A 23917-nucleotide genomic window follows, 5' to 3' on the forward strand; every position below is an offset into this window, starting at 1 on the left:
ATTGACCTCACTGGCCGGCGAGCGTGTTGAGCTGCAGGATCGGCAGCAGAATGGAGAGAACGATGGTGGCGACGATTCCCCCCATCAGGACGATGATCGCAGGCTCGAGCAGCGAGAGCGCCGTAGCGGTGAAGCGGTCGAACTCGCGCTCCAGATAATCGGCCGCGCGTTCGAGCATGTCGTCGAGCTGCCCCGCCGTCTCGCCCGAGGCGGCAAGATAGGTGAGCAGTGGCGGGAACACGCCGGCTCTGCGCATCGCCGCCGACAGGCTTCCACCGCCACGGATCGATTCGACGATCTCGTCCGAGGCAAGGCGCAGGCGGCGGTTGTGGATCGTACCCGCGGTGAGGGTCAGGCCCTCAAGCAGCGGCAGGCGGCTCGCGACCATCGTCGCCAGGGTGCGTGCCATGCGTGCGGCGTGGAGATCGCGGATCAGGCGCCCGAGCAACGGCAGCCGAAGCAGCCAGCTGTCGAAGGCGAGCTTGATCCCGGGGTCCTTGAGCGCGCGCCATATGCCGAACGTCGCGAGCGCGATCGCGATCAGGATCGCCCACCAATAGCCGACGAGAAAGGCGGAAATGCCGATCACGATCTTGGTCAGCAGCGGCAGTTCCTGCCCGACCGTGTCGAACTGCTCCACCACCTGCGGCACGACGAACACCATCAGCGCCGTCACGACGCCCATCGCAACGACGGCGAGCACGGCGGGATACGCCAGCGTGGTGATGATCTTGCCGTTGATCTCCGCCTGGCGCTCGAGCAGCACCGAGAGGCGCTCGAGAATCACCGGCAGCGAGCCCGAACGCTCGCCGGCGGAAACCATCGCGCGGTAGAGCGGCGGGAAGCTCTTCGGCTCGCGACCCATCGCCTCGGCCAGGCGGCGCCCCTCCACCACACCGGCATGGACTGAGGCGACGATGGTGCGGACCGTCTCCTGTTCGGTCTGACGAGTAATGGTGCGAAGCGATTCTTCCAGCGGCGAGACCCGGTTGAGCGTGGCGAGCTGGCGAGTGAAGAGGGCGAGCTGCTTCGCCCCCATCTTCTTCGTGCCGAAACGAAAATCGGAGAGCAAAGGCTTGCCGCGCGTCGCGGCCGGGCCCGACCCAGGCTCGACCTTCACGACATAGAGCCGCTTCCTGTCCAGCAGGACACGCGCGTCGTCGATCGACTCGGCGGCGATATGCCCCCGCGTCTCGCGCCCGCGCGTGTCGATCGCCAGATAGTCGAAATCAGCCATCCGACGGCGTATCCACCACCAGAGGCGCTTCGATATCGGCCATGTCCCTGCGCGAGACGCGGACCGCTTCCTCGGGCGTGGTCAGGCCCTCGCGCACCAGTTGCCGCGCCGCAGAGCCCAGATTGGGCGAATGGAGAAAGGCGTGGCGGGCGATGATCGCCTCGTCGCCACCATCGTTGATCAGGCGGCGGATCGTCTCGTCGACGCGTATTGCCTCGAACACGCCGATCCGCCCCTTGAAGCCAGATCCCTGGCAATGCTCGCAGCCAACCGGCTCATAGACCACAGCGCCAGCATCGAAGCCGAGCAGCGCCGATACCGAGCCGCTTGCCTGCACCGGACGACGGCAATGCTCGCACAATTTGCGCACGAGGCGCTGCGCGATCACGGCGCGGAGCGTCGAAGCAAGCAGGAACGGCTCGACCTTCATGTCGCGCATGCGGGTAATCGCGCCGACCGCGTCGTTGGTGTGGACGGTCGACAGCACGAGATGGCCGGTAAGAGAAGCCTGCACGGCGATCTCGGCAGTCTCGCGGTCGCGGATTTCGCCGACCATCACCACGTCAGGATCCTGACGCAGGATCGCGCGCAGGCCGGCGGCGAAGGTCAGTCCGACCTTGGGGTTCACCTGGGTCTGGCCGATGCCGTCCATGGCATATTCGACCGGGTCCTCGACCGTCAGGATGTTGCGGCTGCCGTCGTTGAGAAGCCGTAACGCCGCATAGAGCGTCGTCGTCTTGCCCGATCCGGTCGGGCCGGTGACCAGGATGATGCCGTTGGGCTCGGACAGCGCGCCCTTCAGCATGGTGTTGATCGCCGCGGTCATGCCAAGCACGTCGAGCGTGATGCCCGCATTCTCCTTGTCGAGGATACGCAGCACCACGCGCTCGCCGGCCCGGCTTGGCAGCGTCGAGACGCGGACGTCGAGCAGCTTGCCGCCCAGCGTCAGGCCGATGCGGCCATCCTGCGGCACCCGGCGCTCGGCGATGTCGAGGCGCGCCATCACCTTGACCCGGCTGACCACGACCGGCGCAACGTGCGGCGGCATGCGCAATGTCTCGCGCAGCACGCCGTCGATCCGCATGCGCACGACGAGGCCGGTCTCATAAGGCTCGATATGGATGTCGGACACGCCGTTGCGCGCTGCGTCGGCGATGATGCCGTTGATCAGGCGGATCGCCGGCGCATCGTCGGCGGTGTCGAGCAGATCGTCCGCCGTCGGCAGATCACCGGCGAGCAGGTCGAGCTCATCGCCCAGCCCCAGCGTGCCCGCCGCGACGGCGGCCGCTTGCCCGTCCATCGCATAACGATCGGACAGCAGCCGGTCGAAATCCTCGGGCGTGACGAAGCTGACGTCGAACGGACGGGCGAGATGGCGGCGCAGTTCAAGCAGGACCTTCGGGTCCGACCCTTCCCGCATTGCGATCGACAAGTGGCTGCCGTCGCCAGCCTCGAGCGCAACGCCGAAGCGCCGCGCGAAACCATAGGGGATAGCGATCACGCGATCGGGCAGCGGCGTGCCCTCCGACAGCACCAGCGGCTCAACCGCGTCTTCAGCATTGCCCGGGGCGATCTGCATCACTTGTCCCTCGCCGGCCGCACGACCCTGGTCGATCTGCTCATCACCGGCACGGCGACGCGCGGATCCTCGATCCCGCCGGGCGTTCCCGCCGCCGGCAGCGGTGCCGCCGCCCCCATGTAGTCGCGCACCAGCTGGTCGATGCTCGGCTCGGAATCCGGATTCTGGCCCGCCTGCTGGAGCCGCAGGAAGCCATAGCGCCGTTCAGCGACCCTGCGGCTGTCCTCCGGCGTGCGCAGCACGGTCGGACGGATGAAGATCATCAGATTGGTCTTGGTACGCTGCTTCGCCTTGGAACGGAACAATTGCCCGATGGCGGGAAGGTCACCGAGGAACGGCACCTTCTCGATCGTGCGCCGCTCGTCGTCGCTGAGCAGGCCGCCGATGATCGCGATCTGGCCGTCATCGACAGTCAGGGTTGTCTCGACCTCACGCTTGTTGAGGATCAGGTCGCTATTGTCGCTCGAAACCGGCCCGGCGATGCTGCTGACCTGCTGGTGCAGGAACAATTTGATCGCGCCCGACGAATTGACCTGAGGCCGAACCTCAAGCTGGATACCGACATTTTCGCGCTGGACGGTGCGAAAAGCGTTGTCGAAATTGGTCGAGAGCGCCTGCCCGGTGGTGATCGGGATCTCCTGGCCGACCAGGATGCGTGCCGGCTGATTGTCGAGCGTGGTCAGCGACGGCGCCTGGAGCAGGTTCGACGTGGTATCGGATTTCACTGCGCTGATGATGGTGCCGAAGATCGCGTTCTTGCCGATCTTGAAGGCGCCGCCGCCAAAGCCGCCCGATGCGCCGAGAATCGAATTCAGCGCGGATTGCGCGAGCGAATCGCCGACCGCGCTGCCGTTGGTGGTGACGGTGGTGGTGCCGTTGACCGTCGTGGTGGTGGTCGCGAGCGAGCGAGCCCCGATAGCGCCGGCGATGGTCAGCAGGTTCGGCGCCGAATTGCTGTAGGCCGTGGCGAAGGTCGGTATGCCGCTGCCCGGCAAGCCGGCGAGGAGGAACTGGACGCCCAGCTTGCTGGCGGTCGCATCGGAAACCTCGGCGACGATCGCTTCCACCAGCACCTGCTCGCGCCGCGTGTCGAGCTGGCGGACCACCTCGGCAAGCTGGCGCTGCACCTCGGCCGGCGCGGCAATCACGATCGCATTGGCGCCGGTGAAGCGAGTCACCACCGCGGCGGTACGGCCGCCCTCGGCGACGATGGCGGGCTGGCCGGTGCCGCCGCTGGAGGAAACGGGGGCGGCCTGTGGCATCGGTGTGGGGGCCGCATTAGAGGTCTGGCCGTTATTGTTGCCGGTGCCGCCGAAATTGGACCGCGACAGGCTGTTGTTGGTCTGCGGCTGGGTCGGCGTCTGTCCGACAAGTTGCTGGAGCACCGGCAGAAGCTGTTCGGCATCGGCGTTCTCGAGGAAGACGACCTTGATCTCGGTACCGTTTTTGGCCCGGCGGTCGAGATCCTCAGCGACTGCGGCAAGACGCGCGACCGACGCCGGATCGCCACGCAGCGCGACCGAATTCGATCCGACGATCGCGACGACGCTGACGCTCTGCCCATTGCCTGGCGCACCGCCCTGCCCGCCCGCGCCGACCAGAGCCTGGAGCGCGGTCCCGATCTCGCGCGCGCCTGCGTTCTTCAGCGCGATCACACGGGTAGAATTATTGTCGGTGTCGATCCGCCGAAGCACCTCGCGCACGCGGCGCACATTGTCGGCGAAGTCGACGATCACGATCGAATTGCCGCCCCGGTTCGCGGTAACCGATCCTTGCGCGCTGACCAGCGCGCGCACGGTATCGACGGCCGAGGCAGCGTCGATCGCCCGCAACCGCACGATCTCGGTCACCAGGCTGTTGCGCGCCGCGCCGCTCGATCCGATCCGGCTTGGCTGGGATGCCGAATTGTCGCTGGGCTGGATGCGGAACGCGCCGTTCGAGGTCGGCACCGCGACCAGGCCGTTGGCGCGCAGGGTGGAAAGGAACACCTCGAAATATTCGGAACGCGACAGGGGCCGGTCGGTGACGACGGTCACCTTGCCCTGGACGCGCGCGTCGATGATGAAGGTGCGTCCGGTCACGCGCGCTGCATCCGCGATGAAGGCGCGGATATCGGCATCCCGGACGTTCATCGTCGTCTGCGCCGATACGGTGCCGACCAGCGCGGTCGCGAGGACGGGTGCAAGAATCAGTTTTTTCATTGGCCCGCGATCGTGAGGGTGAGGGAAAGAGTGTCGTTGCCGCGCTCGACCGTGACCGGGACGGTACCGCCCTTGCCGATCTGCGCGCCGAGTTGTTCCATATCGCCCTGCCCCGTCACCGCGCGACCGTTGATTGCGGTGATGACGTCGCCCTCGCGCAAGCCCGCCTGGCGGAACGCGACACCCGAGCCTTGCGGCCGCACGACAAGACCGCTGATCTTGCCGCCATCGACACGCGGGATGAAGCCGATATCGGCACGAAGCTGCGCCGGCGACAGGCCCGCCCTGAGGTTTGGTCCGGGCGGGTTGGGTGGTTGCGGGAGGTTCGGCGGGGCCGGGAGGAGCGACGCCCCGGCCTCCACTGGCGGCGGCGCTACCGGGGTGACCGCGCCGCTCTGGTCGAGGAACAGGTCTTCGGCGGCGCCCCCGCGATCGATCGTGACATGATCGAATACGACAGCCTTCAGCTTCACCCCCGGGCTGATCTCATCGCCTACGGCAAAGCTCTGCTGGAGACCGTCAGGGCCGGCGATGATGGCGGAGCCTCCGCCCATCGCCTCGTTCACCCGCGTGCCGAACAAAGTGAGCTGGAGCGAGGTCACCACGACTGGCTTGCCGTCAGCGCTTCCGCTCAGCCTGAAAAAGGGATCGAAGCCCTGCAGCAGGGCGACCGGCGAACCGGGAAAGCCAGGCTGGACCGGCTGCCAGGGGCCAAGCGCCCCGACCGGTGTGACCAGCACCCAGAACAGCCGGGCGCATTGCAGCGCCAGCGCCGCAAGCAGCACCAGTTCAAGCGCGGAATAGACGTTGGTGCGCGGTAGCCGCCGCAACAGCGCGCGCGCCCGCGCATCCAGAACCAAACGCATGCGGAAATTCCCCGATCGCGAACCTGCTAGGTGGCGATTGTTACAGTCGTAGGTCGTTCCTGTGAACCATCCGATACGATTGTCATATACGCCGATGCGCTGGAAAAGACGCGGGGTTTTTGGCACAACGGCGGCGATGCCACATGCTCCCGAAATCAACGCAGCGCCCGCCCAGTTCGGATCGGGCCTTCCCTCCGATGGCCTGACTGCCCACCTCACCGCTCAACCCGGCGTGCAACGCGTGCCCAGCCCGAAGCTGACCCTGTTCCTGCGTCGCGACTTCCTGGATGCGGAGACCTGTGCAGCAATCGTAGCGCGAATCGACGCGCAACGCCGGCCGTCGACCATCTCGGACCCCAATGGCGATGCAGCCTTCCGCACCAGCGAAACCTGCGACCTTGATCCCCTCGACTCCGTCGTCGCCGACGTCGCGGCACGGATCACCGCCTTTACCGGCCTCGATCCTGTATTCGGAGAACCGATGCAGGGCCAGCGCTACGCCGTCGGACAGGAGTTCAAGGGCCACACCGATTATTTCGAACCCGACGGGATCGATTATGAGAAATTCTGTGGCGTCTCTGGCAACCGAACCTGGACGGTGATGATCTATCTCAACGAGCCCGAGGCCGGCGGCGCGACGCGATTCAAGACGATCGACAAGATCGTCCAGCCCGAAACGGGCAAGCTGCTCGCCTGGAACAACCGCCGACCGGACGGGAGCCTCAACCCGGCGACAATTCATCAGGGGATGAAGGTGCGCAGCGGGGTCAAGTACGTCATCACGAAATGGTTCAGGGAGAAGCCGTGGGGCTGGGCGTAAGGCCGCTCCCCGGGCGGCTGACGCCGCGACTTGAAAACAACGTCTTTCTGACACTGCTCCGTCGCCAGAATGAAGCCGAACTGACGCGAAGCCACCCTAGGAGCCCGACCACCGGCTGAAAAGCGAGCCGGGATACGGGCACTTCCAAAGGGACACATCATGGTCAGGTTCACCACGGCCAGCGCGCTGGTCGCGCTGCAGTTTGCGCTGTGCGCACCCGTCTGCGCACAGACCGCCTCGAATGGCGCTCAGCCCGGTGCCTCGGTCGGCGAAGATTCGGGTGACACCATCATCGTCACCGGCACACGCGATCGCGGCGTGACCCAGTTCAACTCCCTCTCGCCGCTCGACGTGCTGCCATCCGAAGCCATCGACGCCAGCATCTCCGGCGACCTCTCGGACACGCTCGCCCAGATCCTGCCGTCGTTCAACGTGCAGCGCCTGCCGGCGGCTGACGGCCAGGCGTTCGTGCGCCCAGCCTCGCTGCGCGGACTGTCGGCCGACCAGACGCTCGTCCTCGTCAACGGCAAACGCTACCACCGCTCGGCGCTGCTCGGCACACGCGGCGCGCAGGCGCCCGATCTGGCGACCATCCCTGGCCTCGCGATCAAGCAGATCGAGGTGCTGCGCGACGGCGCTTCGGCGCAATATGGTTCGGACGCGATCGCCGGGGTCGTCAACATCATCCTGGACGACAAGCCGGGGATGGAGGCCTTCGGCCAATATTCGCAATATTACAAAGGCGACGGCAAGGAATATCAGGGCGGCATCCAGGGCGGGATCGCGCTCGGCCAGCGCGGCAGCATCGTCTTCACCGGCGAATATGATCATGCCGAAGCGACCTCGCGGACACGCCAGCGCCCCGACGCGATCGCTTTCCAGGCAGCCAATCCGCAGCTGCAGGTGCCCAATCCCGTCCAGCGCTGGGGCCAGCCTGACCTTGAGGCGGTTCGTGGCGGCTATAACGGGCACTACGACATCTCGGATGCCGTCACCATCTACAGTTTCGGTACGGTGCAGCAGGGCGAAGGCGTCACCGACTTCAACTGGCGCAATCCCGCCGGAACGCCGACGGTGTTCAATCCCAGCCCCGCCTTCCCCGGTTTCAACTTCAAGAGCATCTATCCGACCGGCTTCACCCCGCGTTTCGGGACGCAGACGTCCGACATTCAGACCGTCGGCGGCGTGCGCGGCGCGCTCGGCGCCCCCTTCACCTATGACCTCAGCGCTTCCTATGGCCGCAGCCTGATCGACTACACGATGAAGGAGAGCCTGAACGCCTCGCTCGGGCCGAACAGCCCGACAAGCTTCTATATCGGCCGGCTCGCGCAACGCGAATTCAACCTCAACGCGGATTTCGTCTATCGCCTGCCCGTCGGCGGCCTAGCCCCGATCAACATCGCCTTTGGTGGCGAACGCCGCGTCGAGAATTATCAGGTCACCCAGGGCGATCCGGCCTCCTACGCCATCGGCGCGGGCGCCGCCTCGGGCCTTGCACCCAATTCGAACGGCTTTCCCGGCTTCAGCCCGATCCAGGCGGGCAAGTTCAGCCAGACCAGCTATGCCGGCTACGGCAATCTGGAATGGCAGCCGATCCATATGCTGAGCGTCGGCGCGGCCGGTCGCTATGAGAGCTTTTCCGAATTCGGCAACAAATTCACCTACAAGCTCAGCGCGCGGTTTGAGCCGGTCGATGGCATTGCGGTGCGTGGCGGTTATTCGACCGGGTTCCGGGCGCCGACGCCGGCCCAGCTCAACACCTCGAACACCACTCAGGGTCTCGACACCGTGACGCTGCAGATCTTCAACCGCGGGCGCCTGTCGCCGACCGATCCGATCGCGGTCGCGCTCGGCGCCAAGCCGTTGAAGCCGGAAACGTCCGATACCATCACCGCTGGCCTGACCTTCAGGACTCATTTCGGACTGTCGGGCAGCATCGACGCCTATCAGATCAACGTCGACAACCGCTTCAGCGAATCGGCGGCGTTCGCCGTGCCGTCCACGCTTCCCAACCCGCTCCGTTTCACCGCGGTCAGCTTCTTCACCAACGACTTCAACACGCGGACCCGCGGCATCGACGCCGTGCTGAACTATACCCGCCAGCTTGGCCCCGGCCGCGCGACCGCGACGATCGCCTATAATTACAACGACACCAGGGTGACGAGCGCCAAGTCGGCGGCGATCCCCAACGACACGCAGCGCCGGATCTTCCAGGAGCGCCTGCCCAAGCACAATGCCACCGGTTCAGTCGCCTACGACATCGGCCCGGTCGGATTGCTCGCGCGCGGCCGGTTCTACGGGGCATGGACCGACATCACCGGCAACGCGACGGGGGACCTGTTCCAGCGCTTCGGGTCGATCGCGCTGTTCGACGTTTCCGCCAGCTACAAGTTCGACGAGCATTTCTCGATCCGGGTGGGCGCGGAGAATGTGTTCAACACCTATCCGGACGAGGCGACCAACCAGGCGGTTCGCGGGCTGATCTATTCGCGCAACGCCCCTTACGATACCGATGGCGGCCAATATTATGTGCGCGTCGGCATGAAGTTCTGAAGACCGCACGGAGGACGACGCGTGACGATCAACCGGCGTAATGTGATGATCGGGGCGGCGGCGCTATCCGTCGCCGCTCCCCTGCGCGCGTCGCCATCCGGGCAAGGGGAAGCGAAACCGGAAGACGAGGCCTATTGGCGGCAGATTGCCGCCCAATATGACGTGGCGCCCGACGTCATCCAGCTTGAGAACGGGAACTGGGGCATCATGGCCCGTCCCGTGCTCACCGCGTACGAACGCGCGATCGAGCGCGTCAATCGCGAGAACAGCTTCTATTCGAGGCGGGCGATGGGCCCGGATCTTCGCGCGGTGCGGAACCGCGTGGCGACGGCGCTGGGTGTCGGCGCGGACGAGATCGCGCTGACCCGCAACGCGACCGAAGCGTTGCAGGCGTTGATCGACGGCTATAATCGGCTGCGGCCGGGCGACGCCGTCCTCCATGCCGACCTTGATTATGACAGCATCCAGGGCTGTTTCGACGGCCTGAAGGCCCGGCGCGGTGTCGATATCGTGCGGATCGCGCTGCCCGAACCGGCGACGTGGCAGGGCCTGATCGACACCTATGCCCGTGCGTTCGACGCGAACCCCCGGGTGCGGCTGGTGCTGCTTACCCATCTCAGCCACCGGACCGGCCTGGCCCTGCCGGTGCGCGAGATCGTTGCAATGGCGCGGGCGCGCGGCATCGATGCCATTGTCGACGCGGCACACAGCTGGGGGCAGCTCGACTTCGCCTTTGCCGATCTCGGCGTCGATTTTGCCGGATTCAACCTGCACAAATGGATGGGCGCCCCTCTTGGCGTCGGCGTGATGTACCTGCGCAAGGCGCGGGTACGCGATATCGATCCCGATCCCGCCAACGGGCCCGGCGACCCGGACGACGTGCAGGCACGCGTGCATACCGGAACCGGCGATTTCGCCGCGCAACTGACGGTGCCCGATGCGCTCGCATTCCAGGATGCCATCGGCGTCGCTCCCCGTGCCGCCCGGCTGCGCCTGCTGCGCGACCGATGGGCGGAGCGCCTGCGCGGCCTGGACGGACTGGAGATATTGACCCCGGCCGACCCCCGTCTTCATGGGGGCATCACCTCGTTCCGCATACGCGGCCGGGTATCGGTGGCCGACAATATCGCGATCGCCAGGACATTGCTCGACGAATTCGGCATCTTCACCGTGCACCGCCTCGGCGTGGCGGCAGGAGCCTGTGTCCGGGTGACGCCCGCCCTGTTCACCACCCCCGCCCAGATCGATGCGCTGGCCGCAGCACTTCGCACGCTGGCTCCGCGTCTCTCGCGCGCCTGACGTCCGCGAGACTGCGGAGCGCAGTCGCGGAGGAATCTCGGTCGCGTGAAGCATTGATCAGCGAGGCTCCGGAACAGTCTCGGCCGCGGGCAGCTCACACAAAAAAGCCCCGGCCGCGAGCGATCGCGACCAGGGCCAGGAAGCTGTCTTTTATGTCGTGGTCAGAAGGTCGTGCTGAGCCCCAGTGAGAAGGTCCGGCCAAGCGTATAGCGATTGGCATAGACCTTGTTGCCGCCGGCAAAGGTCTGGCTTTCCTCGAAGCGGGTCTTGGTCAGGTTGCGCGCCTCGGCCTTGATTTCCCATTTGCCACCCAACAGCTGGAAGCCCTGGCGGACGACAAAGTCGAGGCGGATGCCAGGACGCTCGATGATGTCAGGCTGGAAACCGGCACCGCTGAGGTTCGAGGGCCCGCGATTGGTGACACGCTGGCTGGCATAGTTGAACAGCAAGGTGGCTTGCGACAGCGACGCCTTGTCCTCGATGCCAAGCTGCAGATTGACCAGATGCTCCGACTGGCCGGTAAGCGGCGCGCCGTCGCGGAATTGCAAACCGGCGGGGCCAAAACCGGTCGGGCACCCGCCCAGCGTCTGGCTGAGCACGTTCGGCACGCATTCGCCGCCCGCCCTGATCGACGATTTCGAATAGGTGTAGTTCGCGATCAGCAGCACCCGGCGCGTCGAGAAGAAGCTCGAGTTGAGGAAATCGAGCGGAAAATATTTCTGGAGCTCGACTTCACCACCATAGAGTTTCGCGCCAGGCAGGTTGGTGAAGCCAGTCTGCAGGCGATCGTCCGAGCCGGTGAAGAACCCGACCTGCTCGATCGGATTATCGATCTTCTTGTAGAAACCACCCAGCGTAAAGCGCTGGTCGCGCGCGAAGAACCATTCATAGCGGGCTTCGAAGTTCAGCAGTTCCGAATCACGCAGCAACGGATTGCCGAAGAACAGGCGATCTGAATCCGGGTCGCGGAATTGCTGCGGCGCGAGTTCTCGGAACTGCGGGCGCGAGATCGTCTTCGACGCGCTCGCCCGCAATTGCATGTCGGTCGTGAAGTTCCACGTCAGCGTGGCGGCCGGCAGGAAATAATCGTTCTTCAGCCGCGTCGTTTGCACGCCGATCGGCGTGACACGCTCATCGGCCGTTTCGTAGCGGACGCCGACGGTTCCGCGGACACCGCTGATCACCTCGGCTTCCGCCTGGACATAGCCTGCGTGGATGCGCAGCGACGCATCATAGGCATAGGCGCCGAGGGGCGTGCTGAACTGCAGCTCGATATTGTTGATCCGGATCGAATCGAGCGAGAGCAGGTAGTCGGGGCGCAGCAGGTTATAGGGGTAGCCCGGCACCGTACCGCCGCCTGCCGAGGTCTGATAATTGAACTGCAGGCGCGTCGAGTTGCGGCTGGTATCGGAATAATAATAACCGGTCGACAGCGTGAGCTGCCCGTCGATCGGCACCTTGTAGGTCAGGTCACCCTGGCCGCTGTAGAGATTTTCGCTCAGCGAGCTGAAAATGATCGACGCGAAAGGCGGGAAGCGCGGCGTGACCTGGAACGCGCCATTGCATTGCAGCCCGGCCGCATCGTTCGGGGTCTGGACCGTGATCGGCAGGCCGGTCGTGGTCGTCGCGGAACAGAGATAGTCGAACTGTCGCTCATAAGGCGCGTTGCGCTTCGAATTGGCATAGGCCCCGCGCACGTCGAGCTTCAGCGCATCGCTGAGCTTGAATGCGCCGACCAGTTGGGTCTCGATCAGCTGGCGCTCGAACCAGTTCGTGTTCTGTTGGAAGCGAAGGCCGCTGGCATTGTTGTACAGCGTCGCCGCGGAGCCGCGCCCCTGCTTCAGCGTGTCGTGGATGTACACATTGGTCCAGCGAACCGTGTTCTCCCCGAATTCATACCCGAGACCGAGCAGGCCGTTGGTGACGATGCGGTTGTCGGTCAGGAGCGTGGTGAAGTCGTTGCGCAGCGTGCCGTCCTGCGACACCGAATCCTGCTGAGTCGTCGAGCGCGTGCGGAACGTGTTGCTGAGGCCGGCCGACCCGATGACGCCAAGTCGACCGCCGCCCAGATCGAACACCGCGCCCGCGCTCAGCTCACCGGAAAAGTTGGCCGGGAGGTGATCGTTACGCTGGAGCAGCGTGGTGCTGGCATTGCTGAGCTTCGCGACCTGCTCGCTGGGGATGATGCCCGAACCCTTCGGCGCGTTGCGGATGAAGTCGGGAACCTTGCGGGTGCCGTCGTCGAAGCCCAGCCAGTCCTTGTTCCCGCCGGCATAGGTATAGCCGAGCTGGTTCGTGGTGGCGGTATCCGCCGTGACCGATCCGCCGAACGAGATGAAGTCCTCGTCGGGAATTGCCTTGGTCGTCAGGTTGATGACGCCGCCGCCGAATTCGCCGGGATAGCTCACCGAATACGTCTTCTGAACAAGTGCAGAGCCGATGATGCTCGTCGGGAAGATGTCGAGCGGCACGGAGCGGCGCAGCGGCTCCGGGCTCGGCAAAGGCGAACCGTTCAGCAGCGACGAAGAGTAGCGATCACCCAGGCCGCGGACGTAGACGAACCCGCCGCCGACGACGCTCAGGCCGGTGACTCGGGTCAGCGCGCCTGCGATATCGCCCTCGCCCGTCCGTGCGATGTCGGCGCTCGACAGGACGGAGATCACCTGCGGCGTGGCGCGGATGACGTTGGGAATATTGCGGCCGATGACGACGATGTCTTCGCCGGCCGAGGAGTCGAAACCGGGGCTCGACACTTCGACCTGGGCCTCGGGGCTACCCGCCTGGTCCTGCGCCGCGGGTGCGGGCGTTGACTCGGCTTGGGCTGACGGCGCCGCCGTCGGCGCGGGTGCCGCACCATCCGTGGTCTGCGCGAGCGCGGTCGGCGCGACCAGCGTGGACGTTAGGAGTAGGAGCGTTCCATAGGAAAGGCGCTTCTGCATGGCCTGAAATCCCGATCGATATTGAATAGGCGAACGCCGGGGCGGCACTGGAGGCCGCCCCGGCATCAATGCTCGTTGGATCGCTGCCGGGGCTCAACGGCCCTGGCAGGCGAAATAGACCGAGTTGAACACCGGCGGGCCGACATCCTGCAGCGCAGCGTCCGCCGGACGGATGGTCGTGCGGCCGCCCGCGGTCTGCTCGCCTGCGATGATGTTGAGGCACGCGACGTTCGACGGCGCCGTCACGATGCCGTTGACGAACGTCATGTCGGCGCCACCACGGAGACGGATCGCAGCCGGCGCCAGCGCGCGCTGGATGAAGGTGAAGTTCGCATAACGGCCGAAGGTGCGCGGCAGCAGGTCCTCGGCGTTGTTCGAATCGATCTCGGTCGAGAAGGAGTCAGCCGTGGCACCGAGCACACGCTGCGCGGCAATCATGAACTGGATGTAGCCGCGATAGCCATTGTCGATGTCGAACCCGTCATCGTCGGCACCGGTGATGGCGATGTATTTGAGATTCGTCGTGCCGCCGAAGATCTCGATGCCGTCATCCGCCGAATTGTGGCTCTGGACGTGATCGATCACGGTGCCCGACCCGGTGCCGCCCAGGGTCAGCCCCTGAAGCTCGTTGCCATCCGAGATCGCGATGCCGCTGTAACGGATCTGCACATACTGCATCGTGCCGCTGCTGTCGGCTGCGGTCGGGCCGCCGTAGAAACGGCCGGTCACGCCCTCGATCGCCAGCTGGCAGGTCGCGCTGCTGCCCGCTGCGTTGTTCGGACCGGTACCGGTCGCGCACACCGCGGTCGGCGCACGGCCGAGCAGGATGATGCCACCCCACTGGCCCTGCGACGCATCGCTGACGCCGTTGGCGGCGAGGTTCTGCTGCGAGGTGAAAATGATCGGCGCGGAAACCGTGCCCACCGCATTGATCTTGGCACCGCGATTCACCAGCAGCAGATCGTTGGTCGCTTCGGACGAATCCGCGGCGATCACGACACCGGCCGAGATATTCAGTACCGCGCCGGAATCGGCGCCGGTCGTGCCGACATCGGTGCCCACCTCGGTCTGGCCGCGCAGGCGATAGAACACGCCGGCAATCTTCGGCAGGTTCAGCGTGCCGGTGATGAGCGCCGGCAGGCGGCAGGCGCGGAATGTCTGCACAAGGCCGTCGTCGATCGTGCCGGTCGGGCAAGCAGCCGCCGAACCACCTGTACCGACCGCCGGAACCGAGGTGCAGGCTGCGCCGCTGCCGCCGAATTCCGCGGTGGTCGAGTTGCAGGTCCAGCCCTGGAAAGCTGTGTCGGTCGGACCGTTCAACGCGCCCACATAGTTGGTGCTGCTGAAGAAGCTGTTGATCGTCGAAGGATCGACCGCAGTCGCGAGCGATGCGGCGGTGGTCGGATAGACACCGTTCAGCATCGCCTTCGTGCCGTTGACGTTGTTGTTGGTGCCCGCGTTGACGAGTGCAAGCTGCTCGTCGGCGGTGATCGAAATGCTGTTGACCGTGGTAACCGCGGCGAACTGCGCGGCAGTGATCGGCGACGGGGTCGGCGTTGGCGTCGGCGACGGCGCGGGTGCCGGGGGATTGATCACGACCGTGCCCGCGCCGGGCGAAGCGACACCATTAGCGCCGTCGCAACCGCTCAGTGCGAGGAGAGCCGTGCTGCTAATGAGGACAAGACTGAAGCGCTTGAAGCTGGCCATGAAGGTCTCCGTTCGATCTGTGAGCGGGAGCAGACATGCCCCCCGGATCGACTCGGTGTTCCCCCTGCCGACCACGAAGCCTCCGCTAGGGACGGCGCATGACTCCACAGTGCGGATTTGAAGACTCTGTGATGACAGTTAAATTTCAGATTGATGACGAACATTGCAGTTCGATGACATTTTGAGGATTGCCGATCGCCGGAATCGAAGAACCCGCCAGTCGCATCGCGGCCGGCGGGCTCGAAAGATGGTGGGCGCGACAGGGATTGAACCTGTGACCCCACCCGTGTGAAGGGTGTGCTCTACCGCTGAGCTACGCGCCCATCGCGATCCGGCCGACGTCCTTCGAAAAGGACCACAACCCTCCGCAATGTCTTCGCCGACGTTCCCGTCAACGGAATAGGGCGGCGTCGCCGCCGCCCCTGATGTGATCGCCTTAGAAAAGGGGCCGCGGCTTGTCCAGCCCCGGCGCCCATATCATTTGCCGATCAGTTGACTGAATCCTTCAGACCCTTGCCCGCCTTGAACTTGGGCTGCGACGACGCCTTGATCGTCATCGGCTCGCCGGTACGCGGGTTGCGGCCCGTCGATGCCTTGCGCTTGCTGACCGAAAAGGTGCCAAATCCGACCAGACGAACCTCATCGCCCTTTTTCAGCGCTGCCGAAATCGCATCGAACACGGCCTCGACCGCCTTGCTGGCATCGCCCTTGCCCAGTCCGGACGCGTCGGCGACCGATCCGATCAATTCCTGCTTGTTCATGCCGAAAGAACCCCCGTCTTGAAATGATACAATGTGAATGAGTCGCGGCGCGAAGCCGGTGGTACAGTAAGACGGGTCGAAACGGGGCTGTCAAAGCAAAACGACCTAAAATTTCGCCTAAGGGAGCGAAATTCAGGCCGCTTTGCTTGACATATTGATTAATGATGGAGTTCGCCGCCGATCGGCGCCACCCCGGCCGGCGGCTGGGCAGCAAGATCGTCAGCTTCGGTCCAGTCGATCGCGGTCAGCGGGCCGGTCAACGCGAGCCGCAGCACCTCGTCGACATGCGCCACGGGAATGATCGTCAACCCCTCGCGGATGTTCGCCGGAATCTCGGCCAGGTCCTTCTCATTCTCCTGCGGGATCAGCACGGTGGTGATACCGCCGCGCAATGCCGCGAGCAGCTTCTCCTTCAGGCCGCCGATCGGCAGGACACGGCCGCGCAAGGTCACCTCGCCGGTCATCGCGATGTCGCGGCGAACCGCTACGCCGGTCAGCGTGGAGATGATCGCGGTGACGATACCGATGCCCGCCGACGGACCGTCCTTGGGAACGGCACCCTCGGGCAGATGGATATGCACATCCTTGCGCGCGAACACGCTCGGCTTGATGCCGTAGGATGGCGATCGCGCCTTGATGAAGCTGAAGGCAGTCTCGATCGACTCCTTCATCACATCGCCGAGCTTGCCGGTCACCTTGGCCGATCCCTTGCCGGGCACGGTCACGCTCTCGATCGTCAGCAGTTCGCCACCCACCTCGGTCCAGGCCAGGCCAGTGACGGCACCGACCTGGTTCTCCTCCTCGCCCAGGCCGTGGCGATATTTCTTCACCCCGGCGAACTCGGCGATGTTGTCGGGCGTGATCGTCACGCTCGTTACCTTGCCTTCAAGGATCTGGCGCAGCGCCTTGCGTGCCAGCTTCGCGATCTCGCGCTCAAGCGTGCGGACGCCCGCCTCACGCGTATAATATTGGATCAGCGCGCGCAGGCCTTCGGTGGTGAGGGTGAACTCGCCCTCCTTCAGCCCATGTGCCTCGATCTGCTTGGCGACCAGGTGCCGTTCGGCGATCTCGACCTTCTCGTCCTCGGTATAGCCTTCGAGCCGGATGATCTCCATGCGGTCGAGCAGCGGCTGCGGCAGGTTGAGCGTGTTCGCGGTCGTCACGAACATGACGTCCGACAGGTCGATGTCGATCTCGAGATAATGGTCCTGGAACTTCGAGTTCTGCTCCGGATCGAGCACCTCGAGCAGCGCCGAGGCTGGATCGCCGCGGAAATCCTGGCCGAGCTTGTCGATCTCGTCGAGCAGGAACAGCGGGTTCGACGTGCCGGCCTTTTTCAGGTTGGTCACGATCTTGCCCGGCAGCGAGCCGATATAGGTGCGGCGATGGCCGCGGATCTCTGCTTCGTCGCGCACGCCGCCCAATGACTGGCGAATGAACTCGCGGCCGGTAGCCTTGGCGATCGACTTGCCCAGCGAGGTCTTGCCCACGCCGGGAGGGCCGACGAGGCACAGGATCGGCCCCTTCAGCTTGTTGGTGCGCGCCTGGACCGCGAGATATTCAACGATCCGGTCCTTGACCTTCTCGAGCGCGTAATGATCCTCGTCCAGCACAGCCTGCGCGGCTGAGATGTCCTTCTTGATCTTGGATTTCTTGCCCCAGGGCATGCCGAGCAGCACGTCGAGATAATTGCGCACGACGGTCGCCTCGGCCGACATCGGCGCCATCGTCTTCATCTTCTTCAGCTCGGCGGTCGCCTTGGTGCGGGCTTCCTTCGAGAGCTTCAGAGTCGCGATCTTCTGGGTCAGCTCGGCGATCTCGTCGCCCTCGCCTTCCTCGCCCTCATTGCCCAGCTCGCGCTGGATCGCCTTGAGCTGCTCGTTGAGATAATATTCGCGCTGGGTCTTTTCCATCTGGCGCTTGACCCGGCTCTTGATCTTCTTCTCGACCTGCAGGACGCCGAGCTCGCCTTCCATGAAGGCGAACGTCATCTCGAGCCGCTTGGTCGGGTCGGATTCGACCAGCAGCGACTGCTTCTCGGACACCTTTACCGAAATGTTCGCGGCCACCGCATCGGCCAGGCGCGACGCATCCTCGATCTCGCCGAGCTGGACGGCGGTCTCGGCCGGCAGCTTGCGGTTGAGCTTCGCATAATTCTCGAACTGGTCGACCACCGACCGCATCAGCGCCGAGACTTCATTGCCCTCGGCAACGGCTTCCTCGACGGGCCCCACGGTCGCGGTGAGATAGGTGTCGGTCGTCGACAGCGTGTCCAGCGCGGCGCGAACCTTGCCCTCTACGAGCACGCGCACGGTGCCGTCCGGCAGCTTGAGCAGTTGAAGCACGGTGGCGGTGACGCCGATATCGTAGAGATCCTCGCGGTCGGGATCGTCTTCGGCAGGATCGAGCTGGGCGACGAGAAAGATTTCCTTGTCGGCGGCCATGGCAGCTTCGAGAGCGGCGACCGACTTGTCGCGACCAACGAACAACGGCACGATCATGTGCGGGAAAACGACGATATCGCGAAGCGGCAGGACGGGGTAGGATTGGGTCATGAATACTCCGGCAGCGCCTGAACGAGGCGCCAGTTCTTCCTTATATGGTGCTGGTGACCAATCCATCAATCGTCGAACGTTTTTTGCCGGCGCGGGCGCCATGCTCGCCCTGCCCGCAGCCGCCTTGCCCGCCGACCCGGTCGAGCGCGCAATGGCAGCGATCGGAGGCCGCGGCCTGATCGAGCGGGTGCGGGCGATCCGCTGGATCGGCACGGGGAAACTCCATGTCGGCGGCAAGACGGTCGAGCTGGGGATGGAGACTCATCTGGAGCCTTTCGTGCGCGCCCGATCGGACAGCTGGCTGCTAAGCGACGGGCGAAGCGCGATGCGGACGCTGATGATCGAGGGCGATCGCGGCTTCGCGGTGATAGAAGGAAAGCAGTCGGCGCTGTCCCCCCTCGCCACGCTCAACGAACGCCAGCAGTTCGGCGCCTATGGCTATATGCTGATGGCAGGCGCTCGATGGGAAGCGCTGCCGCGCGGGGCATTGCGGGGAACCCGCCCCGGCTTTCCGTCGATCGACGTCCGGCTGGAGAAGGACGGACGGATGCTGTCCGCCGACTATATCCTTTCGCCGCCGGACGATCCGGGCACGGAAGGCAAGCCGGTCCACGAGTATCTCGGCTTTGCCGGCACAGTGGCCGACAAGGGCGTGCGCTGGCCGCAACGGCTGGCGATCGCCCGGGACAACCGGCCCTTCTTCTCTCTTTCCATCGACCATTTCTCGGTCGATCTCCGTTGAGGTTTGACTATCCGATGCTGCTGAAGCCCGCCCTGGCCCTTGCCGCGCTCTCGCTGACCGCCGCTGCCGCCCCGCCCAGGAAGGGCGAGCCGCCGATCACCGAGCAGACTCAGCGATCGGGCGGCCCGATCAATCCCGACCAGGCCAGCCTGCGCTTCGACCATGCCGACCTCGCATTCGAGGTGCTGCCCGAAACGCACGAACTGCGCGGCCTCGCCACCTTGACCTTCACCGCGAAGGCCCCGCTGACCCGGCTGCTGATCGACCTCGACAGGAATCTCGCGCCGGGCGCCGTATCGATCGACGGCAAGCCCATCCCCGAAGGCGACTTTTCCGACCCGGACGGACGGCTGACGATCAAGCTCCCCAGGACTGTCGCCGCGGGCGAAAGCGTGACCGCGGCGATCACCTATGGCGGCACCCCGCACGTCGCGGCGAACGCGCCATGGGACGACGGCGTGGTCTGGGCGAAGACGCCCGACGGCAAGACCTGGTTCGCGACGACGGCGGAGGGTTATGGCTGCGACCTGTTCTGGCCGTGCCTCGATTTCCCGACCGGCGAGCCCGAGCGCGTGACGCTCCATATCACCGTGCCGAAGGGTCTGAAGGCGCCCTCCAACGGCAAGCTGATCGGGGTCGATACCCTGCCCGACGGGCGCACGACGTGGCACTGGAGTGCACGCCAGCCCAACACCTACGGCATCGCGCTCAACGTCGGGCCCTATGAGGAGATTTCGGGGACCTACAAGAGCCGTTTCGGCAACGAGATCCCGATGTTCTACTGGTATCTGCCGGGCGAGGAAGCCAAGGCGAAGGCGCTGTTCGCCGAGTTCGCGCCAACGCTGGATTTCTTCGAAAGGGAGATCGGCCCCTACCCGTTCGGCGACGAGAAGCTCGGCGTGGTCGAGACGCCGCACAAGGGCATGGAACACCAGACGATCAACGCCTATGGCAATGAATATGCCAAGGCGCCCGAAGGCTTCGACTGGCTGTTCCAGCATGAATTCGCCCATGAATATTTCGGCAACCAGCTGACGGCCGCCAACTGGGACGATTACTGGCTCCACGAGGGCTACGGCACCTATATGCAGCCCTGGTATGGACTGTGGCGCGAAGGTACCGCGCGGTACGCGACGATGCTCGACGACGAGCGCAACAGGATCGCCAACCTCCAGCCGCTGATCGCGGGCAGAATCCGCACCGAGGAAGAGGTCTATGAGATCAGCAAGGGCGGGCCGGGCCAGGACATCTACTACAAGGGCTCGTGGATGCTCCACACCCTGCGGAACCTGATCGGCGACGCCGCCTTTCGCGACGTGACTCGACTGGCCGTCTATGGCCGGCTCGATCCGAAGCCGGGCAATTTCTCGCCACGCTTCGGCTCGACGATGGAGTATGAAGGCTTTGTGAAGCAGGTGACCGGCAAGGATTATGGCTGGTTCTTCGACGTCTATCTGCGCAAGGCAGCCCTCCCCGAACTCGTCGAAACGCGCGACGGCAATAGCCTGAACCTCAGCTGGAAGGCCCCGGATGGCCTGCCCTTCCCCATGCCTGTCGAGGCGCAGGTCGACGGCAAGGTCGAGCGGATTGCGATGACCGGTGGGCGCGGTACGATCGCGGTGGGCCCCGACGCCCATGTCGTGATCGATCCGGCCAGCCGAATCCTCAAACGGTCGAAGGCGCTCGAGGAATACAAGGCGTGGAAGGCCAGGCCGCCCAAGTCGAAATATTAGGACAAGCATCATGCCCTTGTTCCATAGCGATCCCGTAGGGCTGCCCGGCCTCGCCGCCATGGCCGTGGGCCTCGTCGCGTTCTTCCTCGCCTTGATGGCGGCGCGCTACCGCGCGACCAGGGTCGCCAGGGTAGCCGACGCCAGCAGCAATCGCGCCTCCTGGATATGGATCGTCGTGCAGGGCCTCGGCCTGGCCATTGCCGGATATGGCCGGATCGACGCCTCGCTCGACCCGATGTCGCTCAAGGCAATCGTGGAGGGGCTCGCGGCGCTGCTTCTGGTCCTCGGCGCCGTGGGGCTGTTCGTTTCATCGTCACGGACGATGGGCAAGAACTGGAGCCTGGTCGCCCGCACCCGCGAAGATCACCAACTCGTCCAGACCGGTCCCTTCGCCGTGGTGCGCCATCCGATCTATGTCGCCTTGTTCCTGTTCATGGTCGGGATGGCGATCGCATATGGCCATACACGCAACCTGATCCTCGCGGTGCCGGTCTATGCCGTCGCGACCTGGCTGCGGGCACGGCATGAGGAACGCTTGCTGCGCGACCGGTTCGGCGCTGACTATGACGCCTATGCAGCAAGGGTGAAACGCTTCGTACCGGGGGTTTTCTGACCGAAACGCTGACGTTCGAGCGCGACGGCGCGCAGCTCCATCAGGCGGTCGCCATCGACCAGCTGCCGGAAATCGAGGCGATCCTCTCGCATCTCGAACCCGACCGCGCCGGTATCCGCCTTCACGGGATCGAGGAGTTGCGGCCCCTGCTGGCAGCGGAAAGCCAGATCGGCACGATCGCAACTGGCGCGATCGGAGCGAACGCCCGTCCGGTCCGCGCGATCCTGTTCGACAAGACCGAGACGGCAAACTGGTCGCTCGGCTGGCATCAGGATCGCGCTATCGTTGTCGCGGAGCGCCGTGATGTGCCTGGCTTCGGCCCGTGGACGGTCAAGGCCGGCCTGCTCCATGTCGCCCCGCCCTTCGAGTTGCTGGCGAGGATGGTGACGGTCAGGATTCACCTCGATCCCGTCGGGCCTGAAAATGCGCCGCTACTGGTCGCGCCCGGGTCCCACCGGTTCGGCCGGGTCGCGGAAACGGATATCGACGCGGTCGTGGCAAGATGCGGCATTGCGACCTGCCTAGCCGAGGCGGGCGACGTCTGGCTCTACGCGACCCCGATCCTCCATGCCTCGAACGCCGCGAGCGTGCCGGTACGGCGGCGGGTCCTGCACGTCGACTATGCCGCGGAGGCACTGCCGGGCGGCCTGGCGTGGTTTGGTATCTAAATCGTCGCGGGTAAAATCCGATCCGTTCGTCCCGAGTGGCCGTCGAGCCTGTCGAGATGGCGTATCAAGGGACAAGCGTTTCGCGACGGCGTGAAAGCCATTCTGCCGCGCCCATTCTCCTGCCTCTCGAATTGAGGCATGAAGTGGCACTGATGCCATTCATGCCCTGAGGGGACTGCCATGCTCGCCCTGTCGTCGTGATCCCGTGACTCGCTCTTTCGACGCGATCATCATCGGCGCCGGGCAGGCCGGACCGCCGCTGGCGGGGCGACTGACCGGCGCGGGCATGACGGTGGCGCTGGTCGAGCGGCATCTGGTCGGCGGCACCTGCGTGAACACCGGCTGCATGCCGACCAAGACGTTGGTCGCCAGCGCTTATGCAGCCCACCTCGCCCGCCGCGCGGCTGACTTCGGGGTGCATGCCGGGCCGATATCCGTCGATATGAAGGCGGTCGCGGCGCGTGCCCATGGGGTGACGATGCGGGCGCGGGGCAACAATGAACGCTGGCTCGAAGGCATGGCAGGGCTTACCTTCCTGCGCGGCCATGCCCGCTTCACTGGCCCGAAGGCCATCGCGGTGGACGACGAGGAACTGACCGCGCCACGCATCTTCCTGAACGTCGGCGGACGAGCATCGGTGCCGGACATGCCGGGCGTCGATGAGGTGCCGTGGCTCGATAACACGAGCATGGTCGCGCTCGACACGCTGCCGCGGCATCTCGTCGTGGTCGGCGGCAGCTATATCGGCCTCGAATTCGCCCAGGTCTATCGGCGCTTCGGTGCCGAGGTGACGATCGTGGAGCGGGCCGGCCGCCTGATCTCGCGCGAGGATACCGACATCTCAACCGCCATCCGCGAGATATTGGAGGATGAGGGGATCGCGATCCGCACCGACGCCAATTGCATCGGTTTCAGGCCCCATGAGAAGGGCATCGCGGTATCGGTCGACTGCCAGGCCGGCGCGCCGGTCGTGATCGGCAGCCATGTGCTGCTCGCGACCGGGCGGCGGCCCAATACGGACGATCTCGGGCTCGACCGCGCCGGCGTGGCGACTGACGCGCGCGGCTATGTCCAGGTCGACGACAGGTTGCAGACCAACGCCCCCGGCATCTGGGCGCTAGGCGACTGCAACGGCCACGGCGCCTTCACCCATACCGCCTATAATGATTTCGAGATCGTCGCTGCGAACCTCCTCGACGGCGAGGATCGCAGGGTGAGCCAGCGTGTCCCGGGCTATGCCCTGTACACCGATCCGCCGCTCGGCCGCGCCGGCATCACCGAGGCAGAAGCGATCGCGTCGGGCCGCAGAATCCTGGTCTCGAAGCGGCCGATGACCCGGGTCGGCCGGGCGATCGAGAAGGGCGAGACAAGCGGCTTCATGAAGATCGTCGCTGACGCCGATACGCAACGCATTCTGGGCGCGACGTTCCTCGGCACCGGCGGTGACGAGGCTATACACGGGATTCTCGACGCGATGAGCGCCGATCAGCCGATCGCCGCGCTACGCTGGGCGGTCCCAGTCCACCCGACCGTTTCCGAACTCATTCCGACCATGCTGCTCGACCTGAAACCGGCCAGCGCGCAAGAGCCTCCAGCCTAGGAGCCTCGCCGATGTTCGCATGCCGCGACCACAGGGTGACGATC

17 protein-coding genes and 1 tRNA gene are annotated in these 23917 nt (G+C 65.1%); 8 read left to right on the top strand and 10 right to left on the bottom strand.

The annotated features are described in order from the left end of the window. Positions 1-7: 7 nt before the first annotated feature. From gspF to P0Y59_08110, 4 genes are read right to left on the bottom strand one after another with little or no spacing between them, the layout of a single operon-like run. Positions 8-1237, bottom strand: coding sequence for a type II secretion system inner membrane protein GspF (gene gspF, locus P0Y59_08095; GenBank protein ID WEK01620.1), 1230 nt, complete (start codon positions 1235-1237; stop codon positions 8-10). After that, positions 1230-2816: an ATPase, T2SS/T4P/T4SS family gene (locus tag P0Y59_08100; GenBank protein ID WEK01621.1), complete on the bottom strand. Its 1587-nt coding sequence runs from the start codon at positions 2814-2816 to the stop codon at positions 1230-1232. The genes gspF and P0Y59_08100 overlap by 8 nt, the downstream gene beginning before the upstream one ends. Further along, entirely contained in the window at positions 2816-5017 is a 2202-nt protein-coding gene (gene gspD, locus P0Y59_08105; protein ID WEK01622.1) for a type II secretion system secretin GspD, read from the bottom strand. The genes P0Y59_08100 and gspD overlap by 1 nt, the downstream gene beginning before the upstream one ends. Further along, the gene (locus tag P0Y59_08110; protein ID WEK01623.1) at positions 5014-5883 is read right to left on the bottom strand and encodes a type II secretion system protein N; all 870 of its coding nucleotides are present in this window, start codon (positions 5881-5883) and stop codon (positions 5014-5016) included. Before P0Y59_08110 ends, gspD begins: the two co-directional genes overlap by 4 nt. A gap of 136 nt (positions 5884-6019) precedes the next feature. Between P0Y59_08110 and P0Y59_08115 the strand changes: the two genes are divergently transcribed. The 3 genes from P0Y59_08115 (at position 6020) to P0Y59_08125 (ending at position 10555) form a co-directional block, all read left to right on the top strand. Beyond that, positions 6020-6703: a 2OG-Fe(II) oxygenase gene (locus tag P0Y59_08115; GenBank protein WEK01624.1), complete on the top strand. Its 684-nt coding sequence runs from the start codon at positions 6020-6022 to the stop codon at positions 6701-6703. 159 nt (positions 6704-6862) lie between these two features. Beyond that, entirely contained in the window at positions 6863-9256 is a 2394-nt protein-coding gene (locus P0Y59_08120) for a TonB-dependent receptor (protein WEK01625.1), read from the top strand. 21 nt (positions 9257-9277) lie between these two features. After that, a complete protein-coding gene (locus P0Y59_08125; protein ID WEK01626.1) occupies positions 9278-10555 on the top strand; it encodes an aminotransferase class V-fold PLP-dependent enzyme in 1278 nt (425 codons plus the stop codon). A 161-nt stretch (positions 10556-10716) separates the two neighbouring features. On the opposite strand, the gene P0Y59_08130 is transcribed toward P0Y59_08125, so the two are convergent. The 5 genes from P0Y59_08130 to lon all read right to left on the bottom strand — a co-directional run bounded on the left by P0Y59_08130 (position 10717) and on the right by lon (position 18517). Next, positions 10717-13494: a TonB-dependent receptor gene (locus tag P0Y59_08130; protein WEK01627.1), complete on the bottom strand. Its 2778-nt coding sequence runs from the start codon at positions 13492-13494 to the stop codon at positions 10717-10719. Positions 13495-13587: 93 nt separating this feature from the next. After that, on the bottom strand, positions 13588-15201 hold the full coding sequence (locus P0Y59_08135) for a hypothetical protein (protein ID WEK01628.1): 1614 nt from the start codon (positions 15199-15201) through the stop codon (positions 13588-13590). 248 nt (positions 15202-15449) lie between these two features. After that, positions 15450-15524 (bottom strand) — tRNA-Val (locus P0Y59_08140). Between the two features lie 165 nt (positions 15525-15689). Further along, positions 15690-15962, bottom strand: coding sequence for an HU family DNA-binding protein (locus P0Y59_08145; GenBank protein ID WEK01629.1), 273 nt, complete (start codon positions 15960-15962; stop codon positions 15690-15692). 158 nt (positions 15963-16120) lie between these two features. Then, on the bottom strand, positions 16121-18517 hold the full coding sequence (gene lon / locus P0Y59_08150; protein ID WEK01630.1) for an endopeptidase La: 2397 nt from the start codon (positions 18515-18517) through the stop codon (positions 16121-16123). Positions 18518-18617: 100 nt separating this feature from the next. Here lon and P0Y59_08155 point away from each other — a divergent pair, with 100 nt between their 5' ends. From P0Y59_08155 to P0Y59_08165, 3 genes are read left to right on the top strand one after another with little or no spacing between them, the layout of a single operon-like run. Next, positions 18618-19259 (top strand): hypothetical protein, encoded by a 642-nt coding sequence (locus tag P0Y59_08155; GenBank protein ID WEK01631.1) that lies wholly within the window; start codon positions 18618-18620, stop codon positions 19257-19259. A 14-nt stretch (positions 19260-19273) separates the two neighbouring features. Beyond that, positions 19274-20992, top strand: coding sequence for a M1 family metallopeptidase (locus P0Y59_08160; protein ID WEK01632.1), 1719 nt, complete (start codon positions 19274-19276; stop codon positions 20990-20992). Between the two features lie 10 nt (positions 20993-21002). Beyond that, positions 21003-21605 (top strand): isoprenylcysteine carboxylmethyltransferase family protein, encoded by a 603-nt coding sequence (locus tag P0Y59_08165; protein WEK01633.1) that lies wholly within the window; start codon positions 21003-21005, stop codon positions 21603-21605. Here P0Y59_08165 and P0Y59_08170 read toward each other — a convergent pair. After that, positions 21563-21730: a hypothetical protein gene (locus tag P0Y59_08170; GenBank protein ID WEK01634.1), complete on the bottom strand. Its 168-nt coding sequence runs from the start codon at positions 21728-21730 to the stop codon at positions 21563-21565. The two genes, P0Y59_08165 and P0Y59_08170, sit on opposite strands and share 43 nt — an antisense overlap. A 12-nt stretch (positions 21731-21742) precedes the next feature. Here P0Y59_08170 and P0Y59_08175 point away from each other — a divergent pair, with 12 nt between their 5' ends. Both P0Y59_08175 and P0Y59_08180 read left to right on the top strand, forming a co-directional pair. Beyond that, positions 21743-22273 (top strand): phytanoyl-CoA dioxygenase family protein, encoded by a 531-nt coding sequence (locus P0Y59_08175; GenBank protein ID WEK01635.1) that lies wholly within the window; start codon positions 21743-21745, stop codon positions 22271-22273. A gap of 205 nt (positions 22274-22478) precedes the next feature. Continuing rightward, on the top strand, positions 22479-23873 hold the full coding sequence (locus P0Y59_08180; protein WEK01636.1) for an FAD-containing oxidoreductase: 1395 nt from the start codon (positions 22479-22481) through the stop codon (positions 23871-23873). Positions 23874-23917 lie beyond the last annotated feature (44 nt).

Source organism: Candidatus Sphingomonas phytovorans, assembly GCA_029202385.1.
GTDB classification, from domain to species: Bacteria; Pseudomonadota; Alphaproteobacteria; order Sphingomonadales; family Sphingomonadaceae; genus Sphingomonas; species Sphingomonas phytovorans.